Raw genomic sequence first — 20020 nt, forward strand, 5'->3', positions numbered from 1 at the left:
AATCGAAATTATTATAGACAACTCGGCTCGTCTTGTCAATGAACGCTTCGTCTCATCAGGATATATTGCGCAATCATGACCCTGATAATAGCGGCAGTTGGTACGGCTAAAATCATCCCAATTAAACCAAACAACTCTCCTCCTGCGAGCAAAACAAGCATAATGACAACAGGATGCATATGGAGACTTCTCCCAACGATGATCGGACTGAGTATATTGCTTTCTAAAAATTGCAGCACAGCCACTGTGATCAGCACAATCATCACCGACTTCACCGAAATGGTAAAAGCAATAAATACAGCAGGAATCGCCCCAATAATCGGACCAAAGTACGGAATCACATTCGTTGCCCCAATCAGCATGCCAAGGACAAGCGGATACGGGATGTGAAACAGCCAGAGAACAATGGCTGCTGCCCCCCCAATTAAAGAACAGACAAGTAATTGTCCTCTAATATAATTACCAAGCGAGTCGTCCACCGCTTTCACAAAAGCGTGGCCCCTCTTTCGGAATCTCGATGGCGTTAAATACCATGCAGCCCGCTTCATTGTATTCATATCTTTCACCATATAAAAGACAAGAAAAGGAATAAGCGCTGCGACTAATGCGTAATCCAATAATACTTTACAGCTAAGAATCATCCGCTCTGCCCCATTTGCTGCATATGTTTCCGATTGAACAATCAAACGATCCAGCCGATCGTGAAGCCCGTCAGGCCAATGGCTTGTATGACGATGAATATGAGATAAAGCGCCATTATAGGTTTCGGCAAGCACAGGAATTTGTTCTGACAGCTCATTTAACTGCGTAATCATGACAGGCGCCCCTTTGTAGACCGCAAAACCAATCCCGCCAAAAAACAGCACATAAATCAATAAGAGACTGACTGTTCTAGGCAAGCCTTGCCCGTGCAGTCTTTCGACAATAGGATAAAGCAGATAAGAAATAAAAATGGCGATGAGCAGCGGAATAAGAACCGCTTTTAGCAATAAAAAAATGGGCATCCATAACTCGTCGAGCTGAACCAAAATGAGTAAGGATGCAAGGACAAGCAGTACACCTGCAGCATATATTAGAAATTGGATCGGACGTTTCTTCACCTTTTTCACCCCTTTTCTTATTGTTTAACCATCTTCTGCAATTATCCATGTAAATAAAATTTGTCCTAACTTTGTTAAAAATGAATACACATGAAACATACAGCTCCATCCAAAGTCACTTGTTTGCTGTAAAATCTCGTCAGAAAACATTCCATTATTTACTTATTTTTACACAAGGTATGCTAGAATCCACTTTAGCCAAATAAACACAAGAGGAGGTTCTTCATGATCACATTCGAAGAAGTCAACAAGCATTATGGCCAGTTCCATGTACTTAAGGACATGAACCTACATATTCAAAAAGGTGAGGTTGTTGTGATCATCGGTCCTTCAGGGTCTGGTAAAAGCACTATGCTCAGGTGCATCAATCGTCTCGAAAGCATTGATGAGGGAAATGTACTCGTCAACCAAGTGTCTGTCCAGCATCCGAAGACCAACATCAATCTTGTCAGGCAAAATATCGGGATGGTGTTTCAGCACTTTCATCTTTATCCGCATAAGACAGTGCTTGAAAACATTATGCTTGCGCCAATGAAGGTCAAAAAAGTGAGCAAGGAAGAAGCAAAGGAAACAGCTGAATTTTATTTAAATAAAGTCGGCATTCCTGAAAAAGCAGACACCTATCCTTCAAGACTCTCCGGGGGACAGCAGCAGCGTGTTGCCATTGCAAGGGGGCTCGCGATGAAACCTGAGGTCATGCTTTTCGATGAACCAACATCCGCTCTTGATCCAGAGATGATCGGTGAGGTACTAGATGTGATGAAACAGCTGGCCCAAGAAGGAATGACGATGGTTGTCGTTACGCACGAGATGGGGTTTGCCCGGGAAGTGGCTGACCGCATTGTCTTTATTGATGAAGGCAGAATCCTTGAAGAATCAACACCCGCTGCATTTTATGAAAAACCACGTGAAAAACGTGCTCAGTTATTTTTAAGCCGTATTTTAAATCACTAGGGGGAATGGTTTGATGAAAAAAATGAAACGTTTTGGTCTATTACTCTTTATGACTTGCTGTATGGCCGCTCTGGCTGCTTGTGGTTCTACTGAAAAAGGCTCGACTGATGCGAAGCAAGGAAGTTCATTAGAAGCCATTAAGAAAGACAAAAAAATCATTTTTGGCGTAAAAAATGATACACGTCTTTTTGGTCTAAAAAATCCTAGCAGCGGAGATATCGAAGGATTTGATATTGATATTGCAAAAGCCATCGCAAAGGAAATGCTCGGCGATGAAGGAAAAGCAGAATTCAAAGAAGTGACATCTAAAACAAGAATCCCTTTGCTGCAAAAAGGGGATATCCATGCAATTGTTGCTACCATGACCATTACAGAAGAGCGCAAAAAGGAAGTCAATTTCTCAGATGTGTACTTTGAAGCAGGACAATCACTGCTTGTGAAAAAAGGAAGCGGCATTCAATCAATTGATGATTTGAAAAAAGGGACGAAGGTGCTTGCAGTGAAAGGCTCTACTTCGTCTCAAAACATCCGCGAGAAAGCACCTGAAGCATCTGTTTTAGAATTTGAAAACTATCAGGAAGCCTTTACAGCACTAAAATCAAACCAAGGGCAAGTGCTTACAACAGATAATGCCATCTTATTTGGTATGGCAGACGAGGATTCAAATTACGAAGTCGTCGGCGGCACCTTTACAGATGAGCCTTATGGCATTGCTGTGAAAAAAGGGGACCAAGAATTGACAGATGCCATTAACAAAGTGTTAAAGACTTTAAAAGACAATGGAGAGTATGACAAGATTCATAAAAAATGGATCAAAGAATAATCGTTTGATTAAATCAAGATCAATGCCCACAGGTGAGCCGCTCATTGGCTCCCCTGTTGACCAGGAAGGAAGTGAACTGATTGCTGCGGTTTTCAATTTTAACTGAAAACTTCAATCTTTATTTAGAAGGGTTTAAATATACCATCGGCGCAAGTGTCATTGCTTTGATTGGAAGCTTTTTGATCGGTACACTCATTGCCATTATGAGAATTGCTCCACTGAAGCCGCTCAACTGGTTAGGAACGGCTTACGTGGAATTTATTCGGAATATTCCGTTATTATTGATCACATTTGTTTTCTTCTTTGGTTTACCTGTGCTTGGTATTGTGGCAGATGGCTTCACAGCTGGAACCATAGCTCTTTCCATTTATACTTCTGTATTTATTGCTGAAGCCATTCGAGCAGGTATACAAGCTGTACCGCTTGGGCAAATGGAAGCAGCACGGGCTTCTGGTCTTTCATACGGCGGGACGATGCGATATATTATTCTTCCGCAAGCGATTAAAATTGTCGTCCCCCCTCTTGGGAATCAATTTATTAACCTTGTCAAAAACTCCTCTATTCTAGGTGTCATTGCCGGGTTTGATCTCATGTATCAAGGAGACCTCATCGCTTCTAGAACGTTTGTGACATTTGATGTATACATCTTTGTTGCCATGTTTTATCTGCTATTAACCATTCCGCTCAGTCTAGGCGTTGGTCATTTAGAAAGAAGATTAGCAAGAAGCCACTAGAAAGGAGGAAACACAATGGATTTTATAGGTGCCTACCAGCCTGATCATCTCGCCTTTTTACTTGAAGGATTTGCTGTCACCTTAAAAGTGGCTTTTATCTCCATCATTTTGAGTTTTATCATTGGATTAGTCGTTGGCACATTGCGGTTCACTCAAATTCCGGTTTTATCAAAGGTCCTTGCAGTCATCGTAGAAACCATTCGGAACCTGCCGCTTTTGCTGATCATCTTTTTTACGTATTTTGCACTGCCTGAAATCGGCATCAAACTAAGCATTACAGCCTCTGCCATAGCAGCTTTAACCGTGTTTGAATCAGCCATGCTGTCAGAAATTATTCGGAGCGGTCTAAAATCAATTGATAAAGGTCAGGTCGAAGCTGCCAGATCTTCTGGTTTAACCTATATTCAAACATTAAAAACGATTATTATGCCTCAGGCTTTACGCCGTATGGTACCGCCGATTGTGAGTCAATTTATTTCACTTTTAAAGGATACATCGCTTGCCGTTGTGATTGCTCTTCCAGAATTATTGCATCACGCACAAATTTTAAACGGTCAGAGTCAATCGTACTTACTGCCCATTTTCCTATTGGCGGCTATGATGTATTTTGTTGTCAACTTCAGCTTATCCCTACTTGCACGCCGTTTAGAATACAGACAGGCATAAAAAAGGACATCCGCTCATGGTGGATGTCCCTTTTGTTTAAAGCATACGCATAACACGTTTTCTTAGCTTTTTCATATCCCGCTTCGATGGCATATCATATCGACTCGCAAAGTGATATGCTAGTGCACCTGCACCAAGCGTTAATAGTGAAGAAGTCATTTTGCCCATTCGAAATTCCCCCTTAACACTTATAGTTGAATTGAACGTTCATCATCACTAAACAGATCATCTAAACTGCTTAGTGTACCGTCTTCCTCCACTTGGTGTGTAGATATTTTGCCTTTTGACAGCGTCAATTCAATAAAACAGCCCCAGCAATAATATTGATTGACCCCAATTTTTCCGATGTCTTTACATTTGCAATTTGGGCAAATGAGCATAATCAGCACCTCTTTACGTTCGGTTTAGAACAAGTGCTTCCTTTTGAACATTCATCAAGGTTCCGGCAGCATGCAGCTGTTTTCGAATCCCTGATAGCTCTGTAAAGAAGCCGTCTGAGAGTTCATATGCTACGATTGTGCCCGAATTTGCGCAAAAGTATACATCTTCCAAAATGCCTAAATTTTCACCCTCAGGTGATTGCATCATTTTCTTTTTCAATTTCGAAAATAATAAGGATGGGGCAGAGGAATCTATTCCTACTCCCTCCTGGCAGCTCACATATAGACCTTTGTCTGTCAGCTTATCGCCAGCTGAGAATGGAATGAGTGCACAGTCTTTCTTTTTCCCATCTAACACATATCCCCCGCAGCTGCCGCCGGCTAATAAGCAAATATCTTTGATGGAACCAAGTGAATGAGACTGCTCACCTGTATAGATCGACATCCCTTCAAGCTCTCGACATGTTCTCAAAATGTGCTCAACCACCTTTTGCGGAACAGTCTTATCGTGTGCGTTTGCTTCATGACTCATACGAAGAAATGGCTTCCATGAAGGAAGCCATTCAGATTGTTGATAAAAAGCTAAAATGATCTTTTTTAGCTTTTTGTCTTCTTTTAGCGTGATATGAAAACCCTTGAAGTCTAGGAAAGACGAGCACTGGCGCGGAGCGAATTTAACATTCGTGAGCACCAGCGCGCAGGACTGACACCGAATGCGTGGGTTTGTCTTCACGCTAAATGGCTTCCATGAAGGAAGCCATTTACTCTTGCATAAAATCAAACGGAGTGATTCCCTCCATGCCAATATTTGCGTCATGTACGCTAAACGGAAGCTCTTTTTGGAGCGCTGCAAGCTCCGCATCCATGACCTCTTCGGTTTGAACAAGGCGCCTCGTTAAGGACGTTTGTCTTAGGGAATCCTCATTATTTTTCACGCCCCACTCCAGTGCTGATTCTTCGCCGCACAGAATTAAAAACTTTTTGCTTCGTGTAATGGCTGTGTACAGCAAATTTCGCCGAAGCATTCGGTAATAGCTTCTTACGACTGGCAGCACAACGATGGGAAATTCACTGCCTTGTGATTTGTGAATGGAGCAGCAATAGGCATGGGTAAATTGATGAAAATCTTTTTTCGTAAAGGTGATTTCGTTCCCATCAAAGGAAATCACAGCCATGTCTTCTTTTTCTGTGTTTTCTTTCGCATAAAAAATCGAGACAATTTCACCAATGTCACCGTTAAAAATGTTGTTCTCCGGCTGATTCACAAGCTGCAGCACCTTATCTCCCGTCCGGTACACCACATCACCAAACGGGATTTCTCTGCCCTTTGGCTTTTTAGGATTCAAAATGTGCTGAAGCATTTTATTGAGCTCATTGATGCCTGCTTTTCCTTTATACATGGGCGCAAGCACCTGAATATCTTTTGCTGAATAGCCTTTTTGAGCAGCATTGCTGACAACTTTTTCAATGACTTCTTTCATTTGATCAGCTGAACATTGAATGAAGGACCGATCCTTCGAGCGTGCAGTGATATCTTTTGGCAGGACGCCATTTTTCATATCGTGTGCAAGTTCAACAATGGTAGAACCGTCTGCCTGCCGGTAAATATCAGTTAACGTAACAGCTGGTACAGCATGTGACGCAAGTAAGTCTCTTAAGACTTGGCCCGGTCCGACAGATGGAAGCTGATGTTCATCTCCTACCATAATGACTTGAATGTGATCAGGTATCGCTTTAAACAAATGATTCGCAAGCCAAATATCTAGCATACTCGATTCATCAATGATGACAAGCTTTCCTTCAATCGGCTGTTCCTCATTATGTGAGAAGCCCTCTGATCCATTCCAGCCTAGCAGGCGGTGAATGGTCACAGCTGGAAGCCCCGTTGATTCTGTCATCCGTTTAGCCGCCCGTCCAGTTGGCGCAGCAAGCACAAATGGAAAGGATTCATCTTTTTTATAATCACTCGGATCAAGAGATACACCGTGTAGATCGCTATAGAGCTCGACAATTCCTTTAATGACGGTTGTTTTCCCTGTCCCAGGCCCGCCTGTTAAAAGCAGCATCGGGGACATGAGCGCCTTTTGAATCGCTTCCTTTTGTGTCGGAGCATACTGGACATCTAGCCTTTCCTCCAGCTCACCAAGTGCAAGAAGGAATTCTGATTCAGGAAATTGATCTGCATATTCCGTTTGGGAGACGATTTTTTGAATGCGTTTGGCGACACTTTGCTCCGCATAAAATAAGGACGGATGATAGCAGCGGTCATCTTCAATGATCATCTCTTTTCCTTCGCCAAGTGCCATAATCTGATTGGCAACGTCCATTTCAGTCACTTTGTAATCATTGCTTGTTTGATTGAGCAGCTTACGGGTTTCAACGATCAGATCTTTCGTTTGTATGTACGTATGACCGTCCTGAAGACTCGCTGTCTCGACTGTATAAAGCAAGGCTGCACGGATTCGCTCTGGGTCATTTCCTGATATCCCTGTTCTAGCACCGAGCTCATCTGCTTTAATAAATCCGATCCCCTCTACATCTTTGACGAGCTGATAGGGATTTTCCTCGATCTTCTGCAAGGTTTCACTCTCATACACTTGATAAATCTTCATACTGAGCTGCGGGCCAAAGCCATATTGATTCAGGCTGATCATGATTTGTTCCAGCCCTTGATGCTCCTGAAGCGCTGCAGCCAGCTTATCTGCTTTCTTTTTTGACAGGCGCGGAACGTCATACAAAACAGACGGGTCACGCATAATTTTATGAAGCGTCTGATTGCCGAGCTGCCCCACAATTTCTTCCGCCGTCTTTTTCCCTATCCCTTCGAATAAGTCACTTGAGAGATAATGAATGATTCCTTGCTTTGTTGTCGGCACTTCCTTTTGAAAATGAGTCGCCTGAAACTGTTCACCAAATTTCGGATGGCTTGTGACTTTGCCGTAAAAGGTGTAGGTTTCCTCTTCATGAAGTGCTGGGAAGTAGCCTGTGACAGATGCTGTTTTTTCCTCTAAGTTTTCAGATGTTTCAATGACTTTCACCTTTAACACCGAGTATAAATTACTTTCATTATGGAAAATAACAGCTTGAACCGTCCCTTTTAAAAACGGCTCGTCCTCAAGCTTCATTTGATCTGGATGTTCCTGCACAGGTCTTCCCTCCTTCCGTCTATTCTGCCTCTTGAATCAGCTTTTGCGCATGTAGTGCAAGCATATGGTCAGGCTGCACGTCAATGGCTTTTCCTAGCATCTCAAGCGCTTCGTCCTTTTTCTCTAAATAAGCATACGCAACTCCCAAATTATAAAAGGCATCTGCATGCTGCGGATCTCGCGTGATCACTTCGGTAAAGGTCGTCACCGCTTCTTTCAGCATGTGTTCATTGGCTAAACACATGCCAAATTGAAATCTTGCTTCATTATCTTCTTCGTTTAGTTCAATCGCACGCTGAAGGTACGGCATCGCAAGCTTTGGCTGCTCTAATTTGATGAGCGTCTGCCCTAACATATAAAACAAATCACTATTTTCCATTCCAGCTTTTAGGGCTTGTTCAAAATAGTCTTTCGCTTTTATAAAGTCTTCTTTTAATGTGTACACATTTCCTGCTCCATAATAGGCCGCAGCTGCCGAGCTATCGAGTTCAATCGCTTTTTGAAAGAAGTTTAAAGCGCGGTCAAATTCATTGATACTTGACAGTAAGTTTGCAAAGTTAATATATGGAACTGGATCCTTTGGGCTTTCTTCAATGGCTTTTGTAAAAGCTTCAGCTGCCTTTTCGATGTTCCCTTGATTTAAGGCTTCTATGCCGATCTCGTTATGGTTCATTTGCTCTCATCATCCTTTCATTAAAAAACCTCAACAGCGACGTTGAGGTTTTTTAAAACATGTTACACATACGACAGCTTTTGGCCGTCTTTAAAGACATCGTCAATTGTACCGCCGCCAAGACATTCATCACCATCATAAAAAACAACCGCTTGTCCTGGGGTGACAGCACGAACGGGTTCTTCAAAGATGACCATCGCTTCTTGCCCACCTGTCATTTTGACTTTCACATGATGATCTTCTTGACGGTATCTGAATTTTGCTGTGCATGTTAATTCACCGTTTTCGTCAACAATATGAGGACGAGTCCAGCTTATATTAACGGCTGAAATACTTTCAGAATATAAAAGGGGATTGTGGAAGCCTTGTTCAACAAACAATACATTTTGCTCCAAGTCCTTCCCGACGACGAACCAAGGATCACCGCTTCCGCCAATGCCAAGTCCTTGGCGCTGACCGATCGTGTAATACATCAGTCCATCATGTTCACCTTTTACTTCTCCGTCCATCGTCTGCATCACACCAGGCTGTGCAGGCAAATATTGGCTGAGGAACGTTTTGAAGTTTCTTTCCCCAATAAAGCAAATGCCCGTTGAATCTTTTTTCGCTGCTGTCGCAAGCTCTGCTTCTTTTGCTAATTCACGAACCCTTTTTTTCTCCAAATCACCGATTGGGAACATCACTTTATCAAGCTGTTCTTGAATCAGCTGATTTAAGAAATAGGTTTGGTCTTTATTTGCATCAAGACCTCTTAGCATTTTGACTTCATCGCCAGTTCTATCGACTCGGGCATAGTGGCCTGTTGCTAAATAATCTGCACCGAGTGACAATGCATGCTCAAGAAATGCTTTGAACTTAATTTCTTTGTTACACATGACATCTGGGTTTGGCGTTCTGCCCGCTTTATATTCATCAAGGAAATATTGAAACACTTTGTCCCAATATTGCTTCTCGAAATTCACTGCATAATAAGGGATTCCAATTTGGTTACAAACGCGAATGACATCCTCATAGTCCTCCGTTGCTGTACATACACCATTTTCATCTGTGTCATCCCAGTTTTTCATAAATATGCCGATTACATCATAGCCTTGCTCCTTTAACATAAGAGCAGCAACTGATGAATCGACTCCTCCGGACATACCGACCACAACTCTTGTGTCTTCTGGTCTTTTTGTCATCTTCATCAACTCCAATTTTCAATGAAACAACGTGCGCGTTTCGTTCTTCAGGTGCCTGGCTGTTTCATTTTTCACACACGAACAAAAGGAGAGCATTTATTTGGCTAGGCGTTTAACAACAGCCGCTATTTTGCGCGCCGCCTGCTTCACATGATCCTCTTCATTTCCAAGACCGAAGCTTATTCTGACTGAGGATGTCAGTTCTTTTGCTTCTTCGCCATACATGGCGCTTAACACGTGCGAAGGAAGGACAGATCCAGCCGTACATGCAGATCCGCTTGAAACAGCAATCCCTTCCATATCTAAATTCACAAGTAACGATTCAATGGAGACGCCCGGGAAATGAACATTTAAAATGTGCGGCAATGTCTCTTTTGAATGTCCATTGATAGAGAAATTGAGTGATTCCTCTTCGAATACTTGCAGCATGGTTTCTTTGAGCTTACCATAATGTATTGCTTTTTCTCTTCTATTTTGCTTTGTTAATTGAACAGCTTCTGCGAGTCCCACGATTCCCGCCACATTTTCAGTACCAGCACGGCGTTTTCTTTCTTGTTCTCCTCCAAATAACTGCGGAGAAAGTTTCACGCGTTCGTTGACATATAAAAAGCCTGTTCCCATCGGACCATTTAGCTTATGGCCAGAAGCAGATAAGAGATCGATATGAAGATCTGCTACATCAATTGGTATTGTGCCAAACGCCTGCACCGCATCTGTATGAAAATGAGCAGCGTGATCTTTTAGAAGTTCGCCAATGTCTTTGATCGGCTGAATCACACCTGTTTCATTATTGCCGTACATGATGGTGACAAGAATCGTATCATCTCTGAGTGTTTGTTTTAATTGATCAAGTTGAATCAATCCAGTGTGATCAACGTCTAAATACGTCACTTCAAATCCAAGCTTCTCTAAGCGTTCACATGTATGCAGCACCGCATGATGCTCTGTTTTCGCTGTGATGATATGTTTGCCTTCATGCTGCCTTGCCATTGCAACACCTGTGATGGCAAGGTTGTCCGCCTCTGTTCCTCCACTTGTGAGGATGATCTCCTGCGGTTTACAGTGTAATTCTCCTGCAATGACTTCTCTTGCTTCATCGAGCCACTTTCTTGCCTCGCGCCCATATGAATGAATACTAGAGGGATTGCCGAATATCTCTGTAAAGTAAGGCATCATCTTGTCCACAATACGCTGATCCATAGGCGTTGTGGCCGCATGATCTAAATAGATTCGTTCCATTTCCGGTACACCTCTGATCTAAATATAGAACATATACGCGTCTTGATCCCCGTCATCTGTATAGCTTGCCAAGTCTTCAAGAGTTGTATTGTCCAGTACGTCTTTTACTGCATCACGAATACGAATCCAAAGTTCACGCTTTGCTGGTTCTTCGTTTTCGATGACTTCGACAGGACTAATAGGTCCTTCTAATACACGAATAATATCACCGGCTGTGATCTCGTTTGGTTCATGGGCAAGAACATAACCCCCATATGCCCCGCGGATACTTTTCACAAGACGGGCATTGCGAAGCGGTGATACAAGCTGCTCTAAATAATGCTCAGACAAATCATTGTTTTGAGCGATTGATTTTAATGATGTAGGGCCTTCGCCATGTTTTTTGGCTAATTCGATCATGATCGTCAGACCATATCTGCCTTTAGTTGAAATTTTCAAGTTAAACACCTCTGCGTTTCCTATTCTATGTCATCAATTATTTTTCTGATTTCATATACGCGATATATAGACCAAAAGCAATTATATCATACTTTAAGCCAACTTTCATTTGCGGGTTCTGAGCTCTAGAGGAGGGCGCATCCCTTTTCTATTTGAAGAAATTTCGGTACTCTATACAAACAAGACATTGCTTTAGGAGAGATAATCATGAAACCTTTAGCTTATCGGATGCGCCCAAGCCATATTGGAGATATCATTGGGCAGGAGCATCTCGTTGGAGAAGGTCAAATTATTAGACGGATGGTCGAGGCGAAACATTTATCCTCGATGATTTTATACGGACCGCCGGGCATCGGCAAAACCTCAATTGCGACTGCGATCGCTGGGAGTACAAGCATTGCTTTCCGGACATTGAATGCGGTCATTCATAACAAAAAAGATATGGAAGCTGTCGCCGCTGAAGCGAAAATGAGCGGGCAGGTGATCCTCATTTTAGACGAAGTCCACAGGCTGGATAAAGGAAAACAGGATTTCCTTCTTCCTTATTTAGAAAATGGCATGATTATTTTAATTGGCGCCACCACAGCCAACCCCTATCATGCGATCAATCCTGCCATCCGAAGCCGGACACAAATATTTGAGCTGAAGCCGCTTGAAACAGAGCAAATCAAAGCCGCGTTAACAAGGGCATTACAGGATGAACATCGCGGACTTGGCGGCTATTCGGTGACGGTCCATGATGAGGCGATGAATCACTTTACTAGTGGATGCGGAGGAGATGTACGCTCTGCTTTAAACGCACTAGAACTCGCCGTCTTATCGACAAAAGCAGATGACACTGGACACATCTTCATCACACTTGCCGCAGCAGAAGAATGTTTACAAAAAAAGAGCTTCTCGCATGATAAAAACGGTGATGCTCATTATGATGTCCTGTCAGCTTTTCAAAAATCCATCAGAGGATCTGACGCAGATGCAGCGCTGCATTACCTTGCCAGACTGATTGAAGCAGGAGACCTTGAAAGCATTTCAAGAAGATTACTCGTGATGGCTTACGAGGATATTGGCTTAGCCAGTCCACAGGCAGGACCCCGCGTGTTAAGTGCTGTCCAAACAGCAGAGAGGGTCGGCTTCCCCGAAGCCCGTATTCCGCTGGCCAATGCCGTCATCGAGCTCTGCCTCTCTCCAAAATCAAACTCGGCTTATAAGGCGATTGATGCGGCGCTGCATGACATTCGTACAGGGAAAATCGGTGAAGTCCCTGTTCATTTAAAAGATGCTCACTATAAAGGGGCAACAGCACTCGGAAGAGGCGTCGATTATTTATATCCACACGATTATGACAACGGCTGGGTGAAGCAGCAATATTTACCTGACCCGCTTAAAAACAAGCAATATTATGAACCGAAGCAAACAGGGAAATTTGAAGGTGCACTGAAGCAGGTCTATGAGAATTTAAAACGACAAAAATAAAAAAGCCCCTGGCAGGCTTTCAAATAGTTGACAACGGTCTAAAATGATCTTTATTTTAGCTCGCTGTCTTCTTTTTTTAGCGTGATAGAAAGCCCTTGAAGTCTAGGAGGGACGAGTACCGGAACGGAGCGAATGAACGATTCGTGAGCACCAGCACGCAGCACTGACAAAGAATGCGAGGGTTGTCTATACGCTCAAAGCCCCCTGCAATAAGCAGGCGGCTTTTTATTTATCCTTTACACGTGTAATCGGAATATCTTTTAAAAGCTTCATAATGACATGACCACCCATGATCAGCCCGGCAACAGATGGGACAAATGCATTGGATGACGGCGGCATTTGCGCCTTACGAATCTTCGCTTCATCATTTCCAACTTCTTTTCTGACATCTTCGCGAATCACAATTGGACTTTCGTCAGAGAAAATGACTTCAATTCCTTTACGAATCCCTTCCTTGCGCAGACGTGTTCTAACGACTTTTGCAATAGGATCCGTATGTGTTTTTGAAATATCATCAATTTTGAAGCGTGTCGGGTCCGTTTTGTTTGCAGCACCCATACTAGAAATGATGTTCACATTACGTTTTAGACATTCTTTCATCAAATGAATTTTATAATGAATGGTGTCTGACGCATCGATGACATAATCAAGTGGATACTCAAAAAATTGCTCGTATGTTTCCTCTGTATAAAACATCTTTAAGGCAACAACTTCACATTCTGGGTTAATATCAGCGATTCTCGCCTGCATTAAGTCAACCTTTGGCTGACCAACTGTTGACAGCAATGCCGGCAGCTGACGGTTCACATTTGTAATATCAATATCATCTTTATCCACAAGAACAATACGGCCAACGCCTGAACGAGCGAGTGCCTCTACTGCAAATGAACCAACGCCGCCCACACCAAGCACTGCAACTGTACTGTTTTTTAATATATCTAAGCCTTCCTTGCCAATGGCAAGCTCGTTTCTTGAAAACTGATGTAACAAGTGCCTCACTCCACCTTTATTTAAAATGAATCGAAAGAATCATATCATATTCAGACTTCTCCGTCATCCTTCTCTAAAAGAAAAAAACACAAAAAAGTCCCGACGACGACGCCAGCTTTTCCTTCGTTTTGAACCCCGCACCATGCAGGTGGGTGCTTTCTTCCTGACTTTATAAGTCCTCTAAAGAGGCATTTATGCAGAAAGGAAAGGCAAGCTCCCGTATAAAAAAATGTTCGGTCAAAACTAGGTAACCACCGTACGTATCAGGACTTTATTTATTGATGAAAGCATATCATAGGCATGTCCCTTTTTCAAGCGTTTACATGCCTATAAACATGCGCCTATTTTACTGTTTTACTTTTGTTTTAATCGCTAAACTCAGCTCATCAAGCTGCGCCTCGCTCACATGGCCAGGAGCATCTGTTAGAACGCAGCTCGCACTTGCTGTTTTCGGGAACGCAATGGTGTCTCTTAGGTTAGAGCGGCCTGCAAGCAGCATCACTAAGCGGTCAAGACCAAGCGCGATTCCGCCGTGCGGAGGAACACCATGCTCAAAAGCATCAAGAAGGAAGCCGAATTGTTCGTAGGCTTCTTCTTTCGAAAAGCCAAGTAAACCAAACATTTTTTCTTGAATGTCCTTTTCGAAAATACGAATAGAACCTCCGCCAAGCTCATAGCCATTTAGCACAAGATCGTAAGCCTGCGCCTTCATGTCTTCTGGGCTTGTTTCAATTAATTCAAGATCATCGCGAACTGGCATAGTGAAAGGATGATGGGCAGCATAGAAGCGGCCTTCTTCTTCATCTTTTTCAAGCAGCGGCCAATCGACAACCCATAGGAAATTGAAGGCAGACTCATCAATGAGTTCAAGCTCTTTACCAAGTTTCAGGCGAAGGGCACCAAGCGCATCATGGACAACAGACGTCTTATCAGCAACAAAAAGTAAAAGGTCGCCTTCTTCAACTTGCAGCTGCTCCTTTAATTCTGCTTGCTTTGACTCGTCAAAGAATTTGGCAATCGGTCCTTTTAGTTCTATCCCTTCAGCTTTTAGCCAAGCTAGACCTTTTGCACCGTAGTTGGCTGCAAATGCACCAAGTGCATCAATGTCTTTTCTAGAGTAGTTGGCTGCAGCCCCTTTTACATTCATGGCTTTGACAGCTCCGCCATTTTTCACAGCACCACTGAAGACTTTGAAATCTGAGTCTTTTACCGTGTCTGAAATGTTCACAAGCTTCATTTCAAAACGCGTATCTGGCTTATCAGATCCATAGGAATTCATTGCTTCATCGTATGTCATACGTGGTAATGGCAATGCAAGCTCAACACCTTTGACATCTTTCATCACCTTTGACATCATCTCTTCAGCAAGCGTCATGATGTCCTCTTGACTCATAAAGGACATTTCAATATCGACTTGTGTGAATTCCGGCTGGCGGTCAGCACGCAAGTCTTCATCTCTAAAGCAGCGAGCAATTTGATAGTAACGATCCATCCCTGAGACCATCAGCAATTGTTTAAATAATTGCGGAGACTGAGGCAATGCATAGAACTCTCCTTCGTGTACACGGCTTGGAACAAGGTAGTCACGCGCACCCTCTGGCGTACTTTTCGTTAAAATGGGTGTTTCAATGTCTAGAAAGCCGTTGTCATCTAAGAAATGGCGGAATGCTTTTGTGACTTCATGTCGCATTTTCATCGTTTCAAACATCGCAGGACGGCGAAGATCTAGGTAACGGTATTTTAACCGCACATCTTCCGATACCTCGTCTGCTTGATCTGAAATAACAAATGGAGGGGTCTTCGCTTCGTTTAAAACTGTGACGGTTTCGACTTGAATTTCAATTTTACCAGTTTTTAAATTCGGGTTGATTGTTGCTTCCTCTCTTGCGACAACCGTTCCTTTAATATCAAGGACATATTCATTACGAATCGATTCTGCTGTCTCAAGCGCTTCTTTTGATAAGTCTGGATTGAAGACAACTTGTACAATGCCTGTACGGTCACGCAAATCAATAAAGATTAATCCGCCTAGGTCACGTCGTTTTTGTACCCATCCTTTTAATACAACTGTTTGACCGATTTGGTCTTCTGTTACTTCTCCACAATAAAAAGTTCTACCAAACACAAACATTCCACTCCTTCTTTACGCTTTCTGGTGGGCTTTCATCATTTGAATCAGCTCATCAAGCTTCACTTCAATTTGTTCACCGGTTGTCGTATCTTTTACATTGACAATTTGCTGCGCCAGCTCATCTTCACCAAGAACTGCAATAAATTTGGCTTTCAGGCGATCTGCCGATTTAAATTGTGCTTTAAGTTTCTTCCCTGTATAATCCATTTCACTTGAAATGCCTTCTTTTCTCAGGCGGTTCAATAATGAAACTGAATAATCTTTCGCTTGATCTCCTAGTGCAGCAATGTATAGATCAATGCCGCCCTTTACTGGCAGCTCAACATTTTCTGCATCAATGGCGGATAGGAAACGCTCAATACTCATCGCAAAACCGATGCCTGGTGATTCAGGGCCGCCAATTCCTTCAACAAGTCCATCATAACGGCCGCCGCCGGCTAATGTTGTAATGGCGCCAAAGCCCTCTGCATTACTCATGATCTCAAATGCTGTGTGATTGTAGTAATCAAGACCGCGCACTAAGTTAGGATCGACGACATAGTCAATGCCTACATCTGTTAAGTATTGTTTGACTTTTTCAAAATAAGTCCTTGATTCTTCATTTAAGTAATCCTGAATGGATGGAGCCGTTTCCATCAGCTCATGGTCACGATCCTTTTTACAATCAAGAATACGTAATGGATTTTGATGTAAACGAATTTGGCAGTCGTGACAGAATTCATCAATTCTTGGCTCAAAGTGCTCGACAAGTGCTTTGCGGTAATCTGCTCGGCTTTCTTTGTCACCAAGGCTGTTAATGACGAGCTTTAAGTTGGAAAGACCTGCTTTCTCATAGACACTCATTGCGAGTGAAATGACCTCTGCATCAATGGCAGGATCCTTTGAACCGATCGCTTCAATTCCAAATTGATAAAATTGACGATATCTTCCCGTTTGCGGACGTTCATAGCGGAACATTGGTCCAATGTAATACAGCTTTGTTGGCTGCGCTGGCTGTGCAAATAGTTTATTTTCAACATAAGAACGTACTGTTGAAGCCGTTCCCTCTGGACGAAGTGTGATGCTGCGTCCTTTTTTGTCTTCAAATGTGTACATCTCTTTTTGAACGATATCGGTTGATTCGCCAACTCCTCGTGCAAACAGCTCCGTATGCTCAAAAATCGGTGTGCGAATTTCTTTGTATTGAAAGGCTGCACATGTATCTCTCGCAATTTGTTCAACATACTGCCAGCGTTCTGACTCTCCAGGTAAAATATCCTGTGTGCCTCTTGGAATATTAAAACTCATTTTTCGTCCTCCTACGACCATCATTCATTTTTTATGTGGACATATAAAAAACCCCCGCCTCTACTATGTGTATAGTAGGGACGAGAGTTATACCCGTGGTGCCACCCTAGTTGGAACATGAACTAGCCATGTTCCCGCTCAAATCCTTAACGCAGATTCACGTTCTCCACCTAATGACTCATTTTTAGAGTGTTCAGCAGGAAACCTACAGAGTGTTCTTTCGTGATAAATGCCATGCGGATTCGCTTTCAGCCTAAGGCGACTCCTCTCTGCTCACGCAATTTACCCTACTATTCTCTATCATCAGTTCCACATTTTAAATTTTCAAGTGTGTTGATTTATATTATAATAAGGTTGGTGCTGCCACTCTGTCAACCCTTGCCGTGCCTCTTTTTCTTTTCCAGCTCTTCTTTTGACGTACATCCATATTCAGATGCCGTTTCTTCAAGGAAGCCTGGTTGATCCAGTTCGTCGTGCTGCCAGCGATCAATATCACGATGTCCATTATATTGCACTCGCCCTAATTTTCTGCTTAATCTCATGTTTGTACATCCTTTTATCACATTTTTATCTAGTATAAACAGATTGATTCATTTTTATTAGGGAAACTGCAAGGAATTCATCCATTACATAGCGAATTAACATTCATCGGTTTTACAAGGGAGGGGAAAACACCGTTTTGAATCTGAAAAAACACAATCAAATGATGATGCTGCTCACTTGTTTTGTTCTTATTGCCAGTACTTGGCCTATGACACATGCTACTGCTCAAACAGACCAAGCTGTAGTTGCGACAGATGAAATCAATGTGCGAACGGGTCCTGGTTTAAGTTATGGGATCGCAGCTGTTGTGAAACGCGGGGAAAGCTATCCAATTCTCACTGAACAAGGGGAATGGGTGCAGATCGGGCTGTCGAACGGACAAAAAGGCTGGGTCGTCTCATGGCTCATCACCACATCATCTGACACGCAAAAACCCGCTAAGCCAAAGACGCAAGGTCAAAGCGCTGAAGGAAGCAGTACGATCACATCGACAGCCTCCGATCTTCGCATCCGGACAGGCCCTGGGACTTCCTATCAAGTCATTGGGACTTTCCCGCAAAGCGCTTCCGCTAAAAGATTAGAGACAAGCGGCGAATGGACAAAAATTTCGTATAAACAGGCGAAAGGCTGGGTCCACTCTGATTATATTTCTGGCGGACAAAAAGCCGCACAATCAAGCTCAGGCGAGGCCTCTCGTTCTAAACAGACAGGCACAGTCGGCGTATCCAGCTTGAACGTTCGACAATCGGCAGCACCGAATGCACAGGTGGTGGCCTCACTTGCCCGCAACACACAAATCACCATTTTACGAGAGCAAAATGGCTGGTATGAAATCGAGGCAAACGGGGTAAAAGGCTGGGTTGCCAGCTATTACATTGTCACAAGCCAAGGATCAAGTTCGGCGCGTGAAAAGAGTTCGTCCTCTTCGGCTACACAGCAAAAAGCGTATATTGTCTATGATGGCACCAACATTAGAAAAAGCGCTTCAACCTCTGCTGCGATTGCAGAAAGAGCAGCAAAAGGAGCTGCTTATCGAATTGTTCGAACGCAAGGTGACTGGTACGAAGTGACACTATCAAACGGCGGAACAGGATATGTGGCGAGCTGGGTCGTTCAAACGAAGAAAAATAGTAGCGAAGCACCAAGACCTCAGCAGGATTCATCGTCTGGAACTGGGTCTTTAAAAGGAAAAACGATTGTTCTTGATCCTGGTCATGGCGGAAAAGACAGCGGCACGATTGGCGCAGACGGTGCATTTGAAAAAAATATCACCATCAAAACCGCCAATTTACTCGCAGGAAAATTAAGGGCTTCTGGTGCAAATGTCTATTTAACAAGAAGTGATGATACCTTTATCAGCCTTCAATCGAGGGTTGCGACATCTCATTACCGAAATGCAGATGCTTTCATTAGTCTTCATTATGATAGTTTTATGGATCCAAGTGTCAGAGGAAGTACAGCGTATTATTATCAGGCATCGAAGGATCAAAGCCTGGCGACAAGCGTTCATACTGAAGTCGCAAAGCGCTCACAAATCCCAGATAAGGGTGTGAAATTCGGAGATTATTTTGTATTAAGAGAAAATAAACGCCCTTCCCTTTTATATGAACTCGGCTATTTAAGCAATCCTCAGGAGGAAGCGATCATTTACAGCGCCTCTTACCAAGAACGAGTCACAGAAGGGATGACAGAAGGATTAAAGCAATATTTCCGTTAGCAAAAGGAGGCCTCTGCGCCTCTTTTTTGTTTGATAGCAAAAGAAAAAGACTCTAAACAAACTCACGCATGAGTTTATCTACAGTCTAGGCAAGTCTATTCTTTGCTATCCATCCAGATGGTGACAGGTCCTGAATTGGTCAATGACACGTCCATCATCGCCCCAAAACGGCCAGTTTCTACATGGATGCCTTTTTCTCTAAGGGTTTCATTGAAACATTCGTAAAGTGAGTTTGCCACGTCCGGCTTGGCGGCTTTCATAAAATTCGGCCGTCTGCCCTTTCTCGTATCACCATAAAGGGTAAATTGAGACACAGACAGGACGCTTCCTTTTACATCCAATAATGAACGATTCATTTTCCCGTTTTCATCTTCAAAAATACGTAAATGTGCAAGCTTTTCAGCTAAGTACAGCACATCTTCTTCTGTATCTTCATGTGTGACACCAACGAGCACCATGTATCCTTCATTGATGGCACCTGTGATCTCATCTTCTACCTTCACAGATGCATTTGTCACACGCTGCACAACAAGCCTCATAGACGA

Annotated in this window: 20 protein-coding genes, 1 other RNA gene and 1 other annotated feature; of the genes, 6 read left to right on the forward strand and 15 right to left on the reverse strand. The window is 43.1% G+C overall.

Features of this window, described 5'->3' with window-relative positions:
- Positions 1 to 35: 35 nt before the first annotated feature.
- Positions 36 to 1100, reverse strand: a complete 1065-nt coding sequence (locus ACSLGF_RS09505; RefSeq protein ID WP_456004693.1) for an AI-2E family transporter — start codon at positions 1098 to 1100, stop codon at positions 36 to 38.
- Between the two features lie 225 nt (positions 1101 to 1325).
- Here ACSLGF_RS09505 and ACSLGF_RS09510 point away from each other — a divergent pair, with 225 nt between their 5' ends.
- The 4 genes from ACSLGF_RS09510 (at position 1326) to ACSLGF_RS09525 (ending at position 4277) form a co-directional block, all read left to right on the forward strand.
- On the forward strand, positions 1326 to 2054 hold the full coding sequence (locus tag ACSLGF_RS09510) for an amino acid ABC transporter ATP-binding protein (RefSeq protein ID WP_456004696.1): 729 nt from the start codon (positions 1326 to 1328) through the stop codon (positions 2052 to 2054).
- A gap of 13 nt (positions 2055 to 2067) precedes the next feature.
- Complete coding sequence (locus tag ACSLGF_RS09515; protein ID WP_456004699.1) at positions 2068 to 2877, forward strand: transporter substrate-binding domain-containing protein; 810 nt, start codon at positions 2068 to 2070, stop codon at positions 2875 to 2877.
- An 80-nt stretch (positions 2878 to 2957) separates the two neighbouring features.
- Positions 2958 to 3611: an amino acid ABC transporter permease gene (locus ACSLGF_RS09520; RefSeq protein WP_456004702.1), complete on the forward strand. Its 654-nt coding sequence runs from the start codon at positions 2958 to 2960 to the stop codon at positions 3609 to 3611.
- A gap of 15 nt (positions 3612 to 3626) precedes the next feature.
- Positions 3627 to 4277, forward strand: coding sequence for an amino acid ABC transporter permease (locus ACSLGF_RS09525; protein WP_456004705.1), 651 nt, complete (start codon positions 3627 to 3629; stop codon positions 4275 to 4277).
- A gap of 36 nt (positions 4278 to 4313) precedes the next feature.
- Here ACSLGF_RS09525 and ACSLGF_RS09530 read toward each other — a convergent pair whose 3' ends face one another.
- From ACSLGF_RS09530 to cymR, 8 genes are all read right to left on the reverse strand, one after another.
- Positions 4314 to 4445 carry a YrzQ family protein gene (locus tag ACSLGF_RS09530; protein WP_078061693.1) on the reverse strand — a complete coding sequence of 44 codons (132 nt, stop codon included), beginning with the start codon at positions 4443 to 4445 and terminating at the stop codon, positions 4314 to 4316.
- A 20-nt stretch (positions 4446 to 4465) separates the two neighbouring features.
- The gene (locus ACSLGF_RS09535) at positions 4466 to 4657 is read right to left on the reverse strand and encodes a hypothetical protein (protein WP_003216308.1); all 192 of its coding nucleotides are present in this window, start codon (positions 4655 to 4657) and stop codon (positions 4466 to 4468) included.
- A gap of 13 nt (positions 4658 to 4670) precedes the next feature.
- Entirely contained in the window at positions 4671 to 5390 is a 720-nt protein-coding gene (locus ACSLGF_RS09540) for a PRC-barrel domain-containing protein (protein WP_456004708.1), read from the reverse strand.
- A gap of 28 nt (positions 5391 to 5418) precedes the next feature.
- Positions 5419 to 7803: an SF1B family DNA helicase RecD2 gene (gene recD2, locus ACSLGF_RS09545; RefSeq protein WP_456004711.1), complete on the reverse strand. Its 2385-nt coding sequence runs from the start codon at positions 7801 to 7803 to the stop codon at positions 5419 to 5421.
- Positions 7804 to 7822: 19 nt separating this feature from the next.
- A complete protein-coding gene (locus ACSLGF_RS09550; RefSeq protein WP_456004713.1) occupies positions 7823 to 8476 on the reverse strand; it encodes a tetratricopeptide repeat protein in 654 nt (217 codons plus the stop codon).
- Positions 8477 to 8538: 62 nt separating this feature from the next.
- Positions 8539 to 9657, reverse strand: a complete 1119-nt coding sequence (gene mnmA / locus ACSLGF_RS09555; RefSeq protein ID WP_456004716.1) for a tRNA 2-thiouridine(34) synthase MnmA — start codon at positions 9655 to 9657, stop codon at positions 8539 to 8541.
- Between the two features lie 96 nt (positions 9658 to 9753).
- Positions 9754 to 10896: a cysteine desulfurase family protein gene (locus ACSLGF_RS09560; protein ID WP_456004718.1), complete on the reverse strand. Its 1143-nt coding sequence runs from the start codon at positions 10894 to 10896 to the stop codon at positions 9754 to 9756.
- An 18-nt stretch (positions 10897 to 10914) separates the two neighbouring features.
- Entirely contained in the window at positions 10915 to 11334 is a 420-nt protein-coding gene (gene cymR / locus ACSLGF_RS09565) for a cysteine metabolism transcriptional regulator CymR (protein ID WP_456004720.1), read from the reverse strand.
- A 207-nt stretch (positions 11335 to 11541) separates the two neighbouring features.
- Here cymR and ACSLGF_RS09570 point away from each other — a divergent pair, with 207 nt between their 5' ends.
- Positions 11542 to 12807, forward strand: a complete 1266-nt coding sequence (locus tag ACSLGF_RS09570) for a replication-associated recombination protein A (protein WP_456004723.1) — start codon at positions 11542 to 11544, stop codon at positions 12805 to 12807.
- 225 nt (positions 12808 to 13032) lie between these two features.
- Here the strand turns inward: ACSLGF_RS09570 and ACSLGF_RS09575 are convergent, their stop codons facing one another.
- From ACSLGF_RS09575 to ACSLGF_RS09595, 5 genes are all read right to left on the reverse strand, one after another.
- A complete protein-coding gene (locus tag ACSLGF_RS09575) occupies positions 13033 to 13797 on the reverse strand; it encodes a tRNA threonylcarbamoyladenosine dehydratase (protein WP_034321354.1) in 765 nt (254 codons plus the stop codon).
- A 92-nt stretch (positions 13798 to 13889) separates the two neighbouring features.
- Positions 13890 to 14070: non-coding RNA, 6S RNA (gene ssrS / locus ACSLGF_RS09580), on the reverse strand.
- Positions 14071 to 14143: 73 nt separating this feature from the next.
- On the reverse strand, positions 14144 to 15922 hold the full coding sequence (gene aspS / locus ACSLGF_RS09585) for an aspartate--tRNA ligase (RefSeq protein WP_456004726.1): 1779 nt from the start codon (positions 15920 to 15922) through the stop codon (positions 14144 to 14146).
- Between the two features lie 18 nt (positions 15923 to 15940).
- Positions 15941 to 17215 (reverse strand): histidine--tRNA ligase, encoded by a 1275-nt coding sequence (hisS, locus tag ACSLGF_RS09590; protein ID WP_456004729.1) that lies wholly within the window; start codon positions 17213 to 17215, stop codon positions 15941 to 15943.
- Between the two features lie 73 nt (positions 17216 to 17288).
- Positions 17289 to 17528 (reverse strand) — a binding site (T-box leader).
- A 58-nt stretch (positions 17529 to 17586) separates the two neighbouring features.
- Positions 17587 to 17757 carry a YrzK family protein gene (locus tag ACSLGF_RS09595; RefSeq protein WP_456004732.1) on the reverse strand — a complete coding sequence of 57 codons (171 nt, stop codon included), beginning with the start codon at positions 17755 to 17757 and terminating at the stop codon, positions 17587 to 17589.
- A gap of 161 nt (positions 17758 to 17918) precedes the next feature.
- On the opposite strand from ACSLGF_RS09595, the gene ACSLGF_RS09600 reads away from it, so the two are divergent.
- Positions 17919 to 19475, forward strand: coding sequence for an SH3 domain-containing protein (locus ACSLGF_RS09600; protein ID WP_456004771.1), 1557 nt, complete (start codon positions 17919 to 17921; stop codon positions 19473 to 19475).
- A gap of 95 nt (positions 19476 to 19570) precedes the next feature.
- On the opposite strand, the gene dtd is transcribed toward ACSLGF_RS09600, so the two are convergent.
- Entirely contained in the window at positions 19571 to 20014 is a 444-nt protein-coding gene (dtd, locus tag ACSLGF_RS09605) for a D-aminoacyl-tRNA deacylase (RefSeq protein ID WP_456004735.1), read from the reverse strand.
- Positions 20015 to 20020 lie beyond the last annotated feature (6 nt).

This window comes from Bacillus sp. A015, from assembly GCF_053851875.1.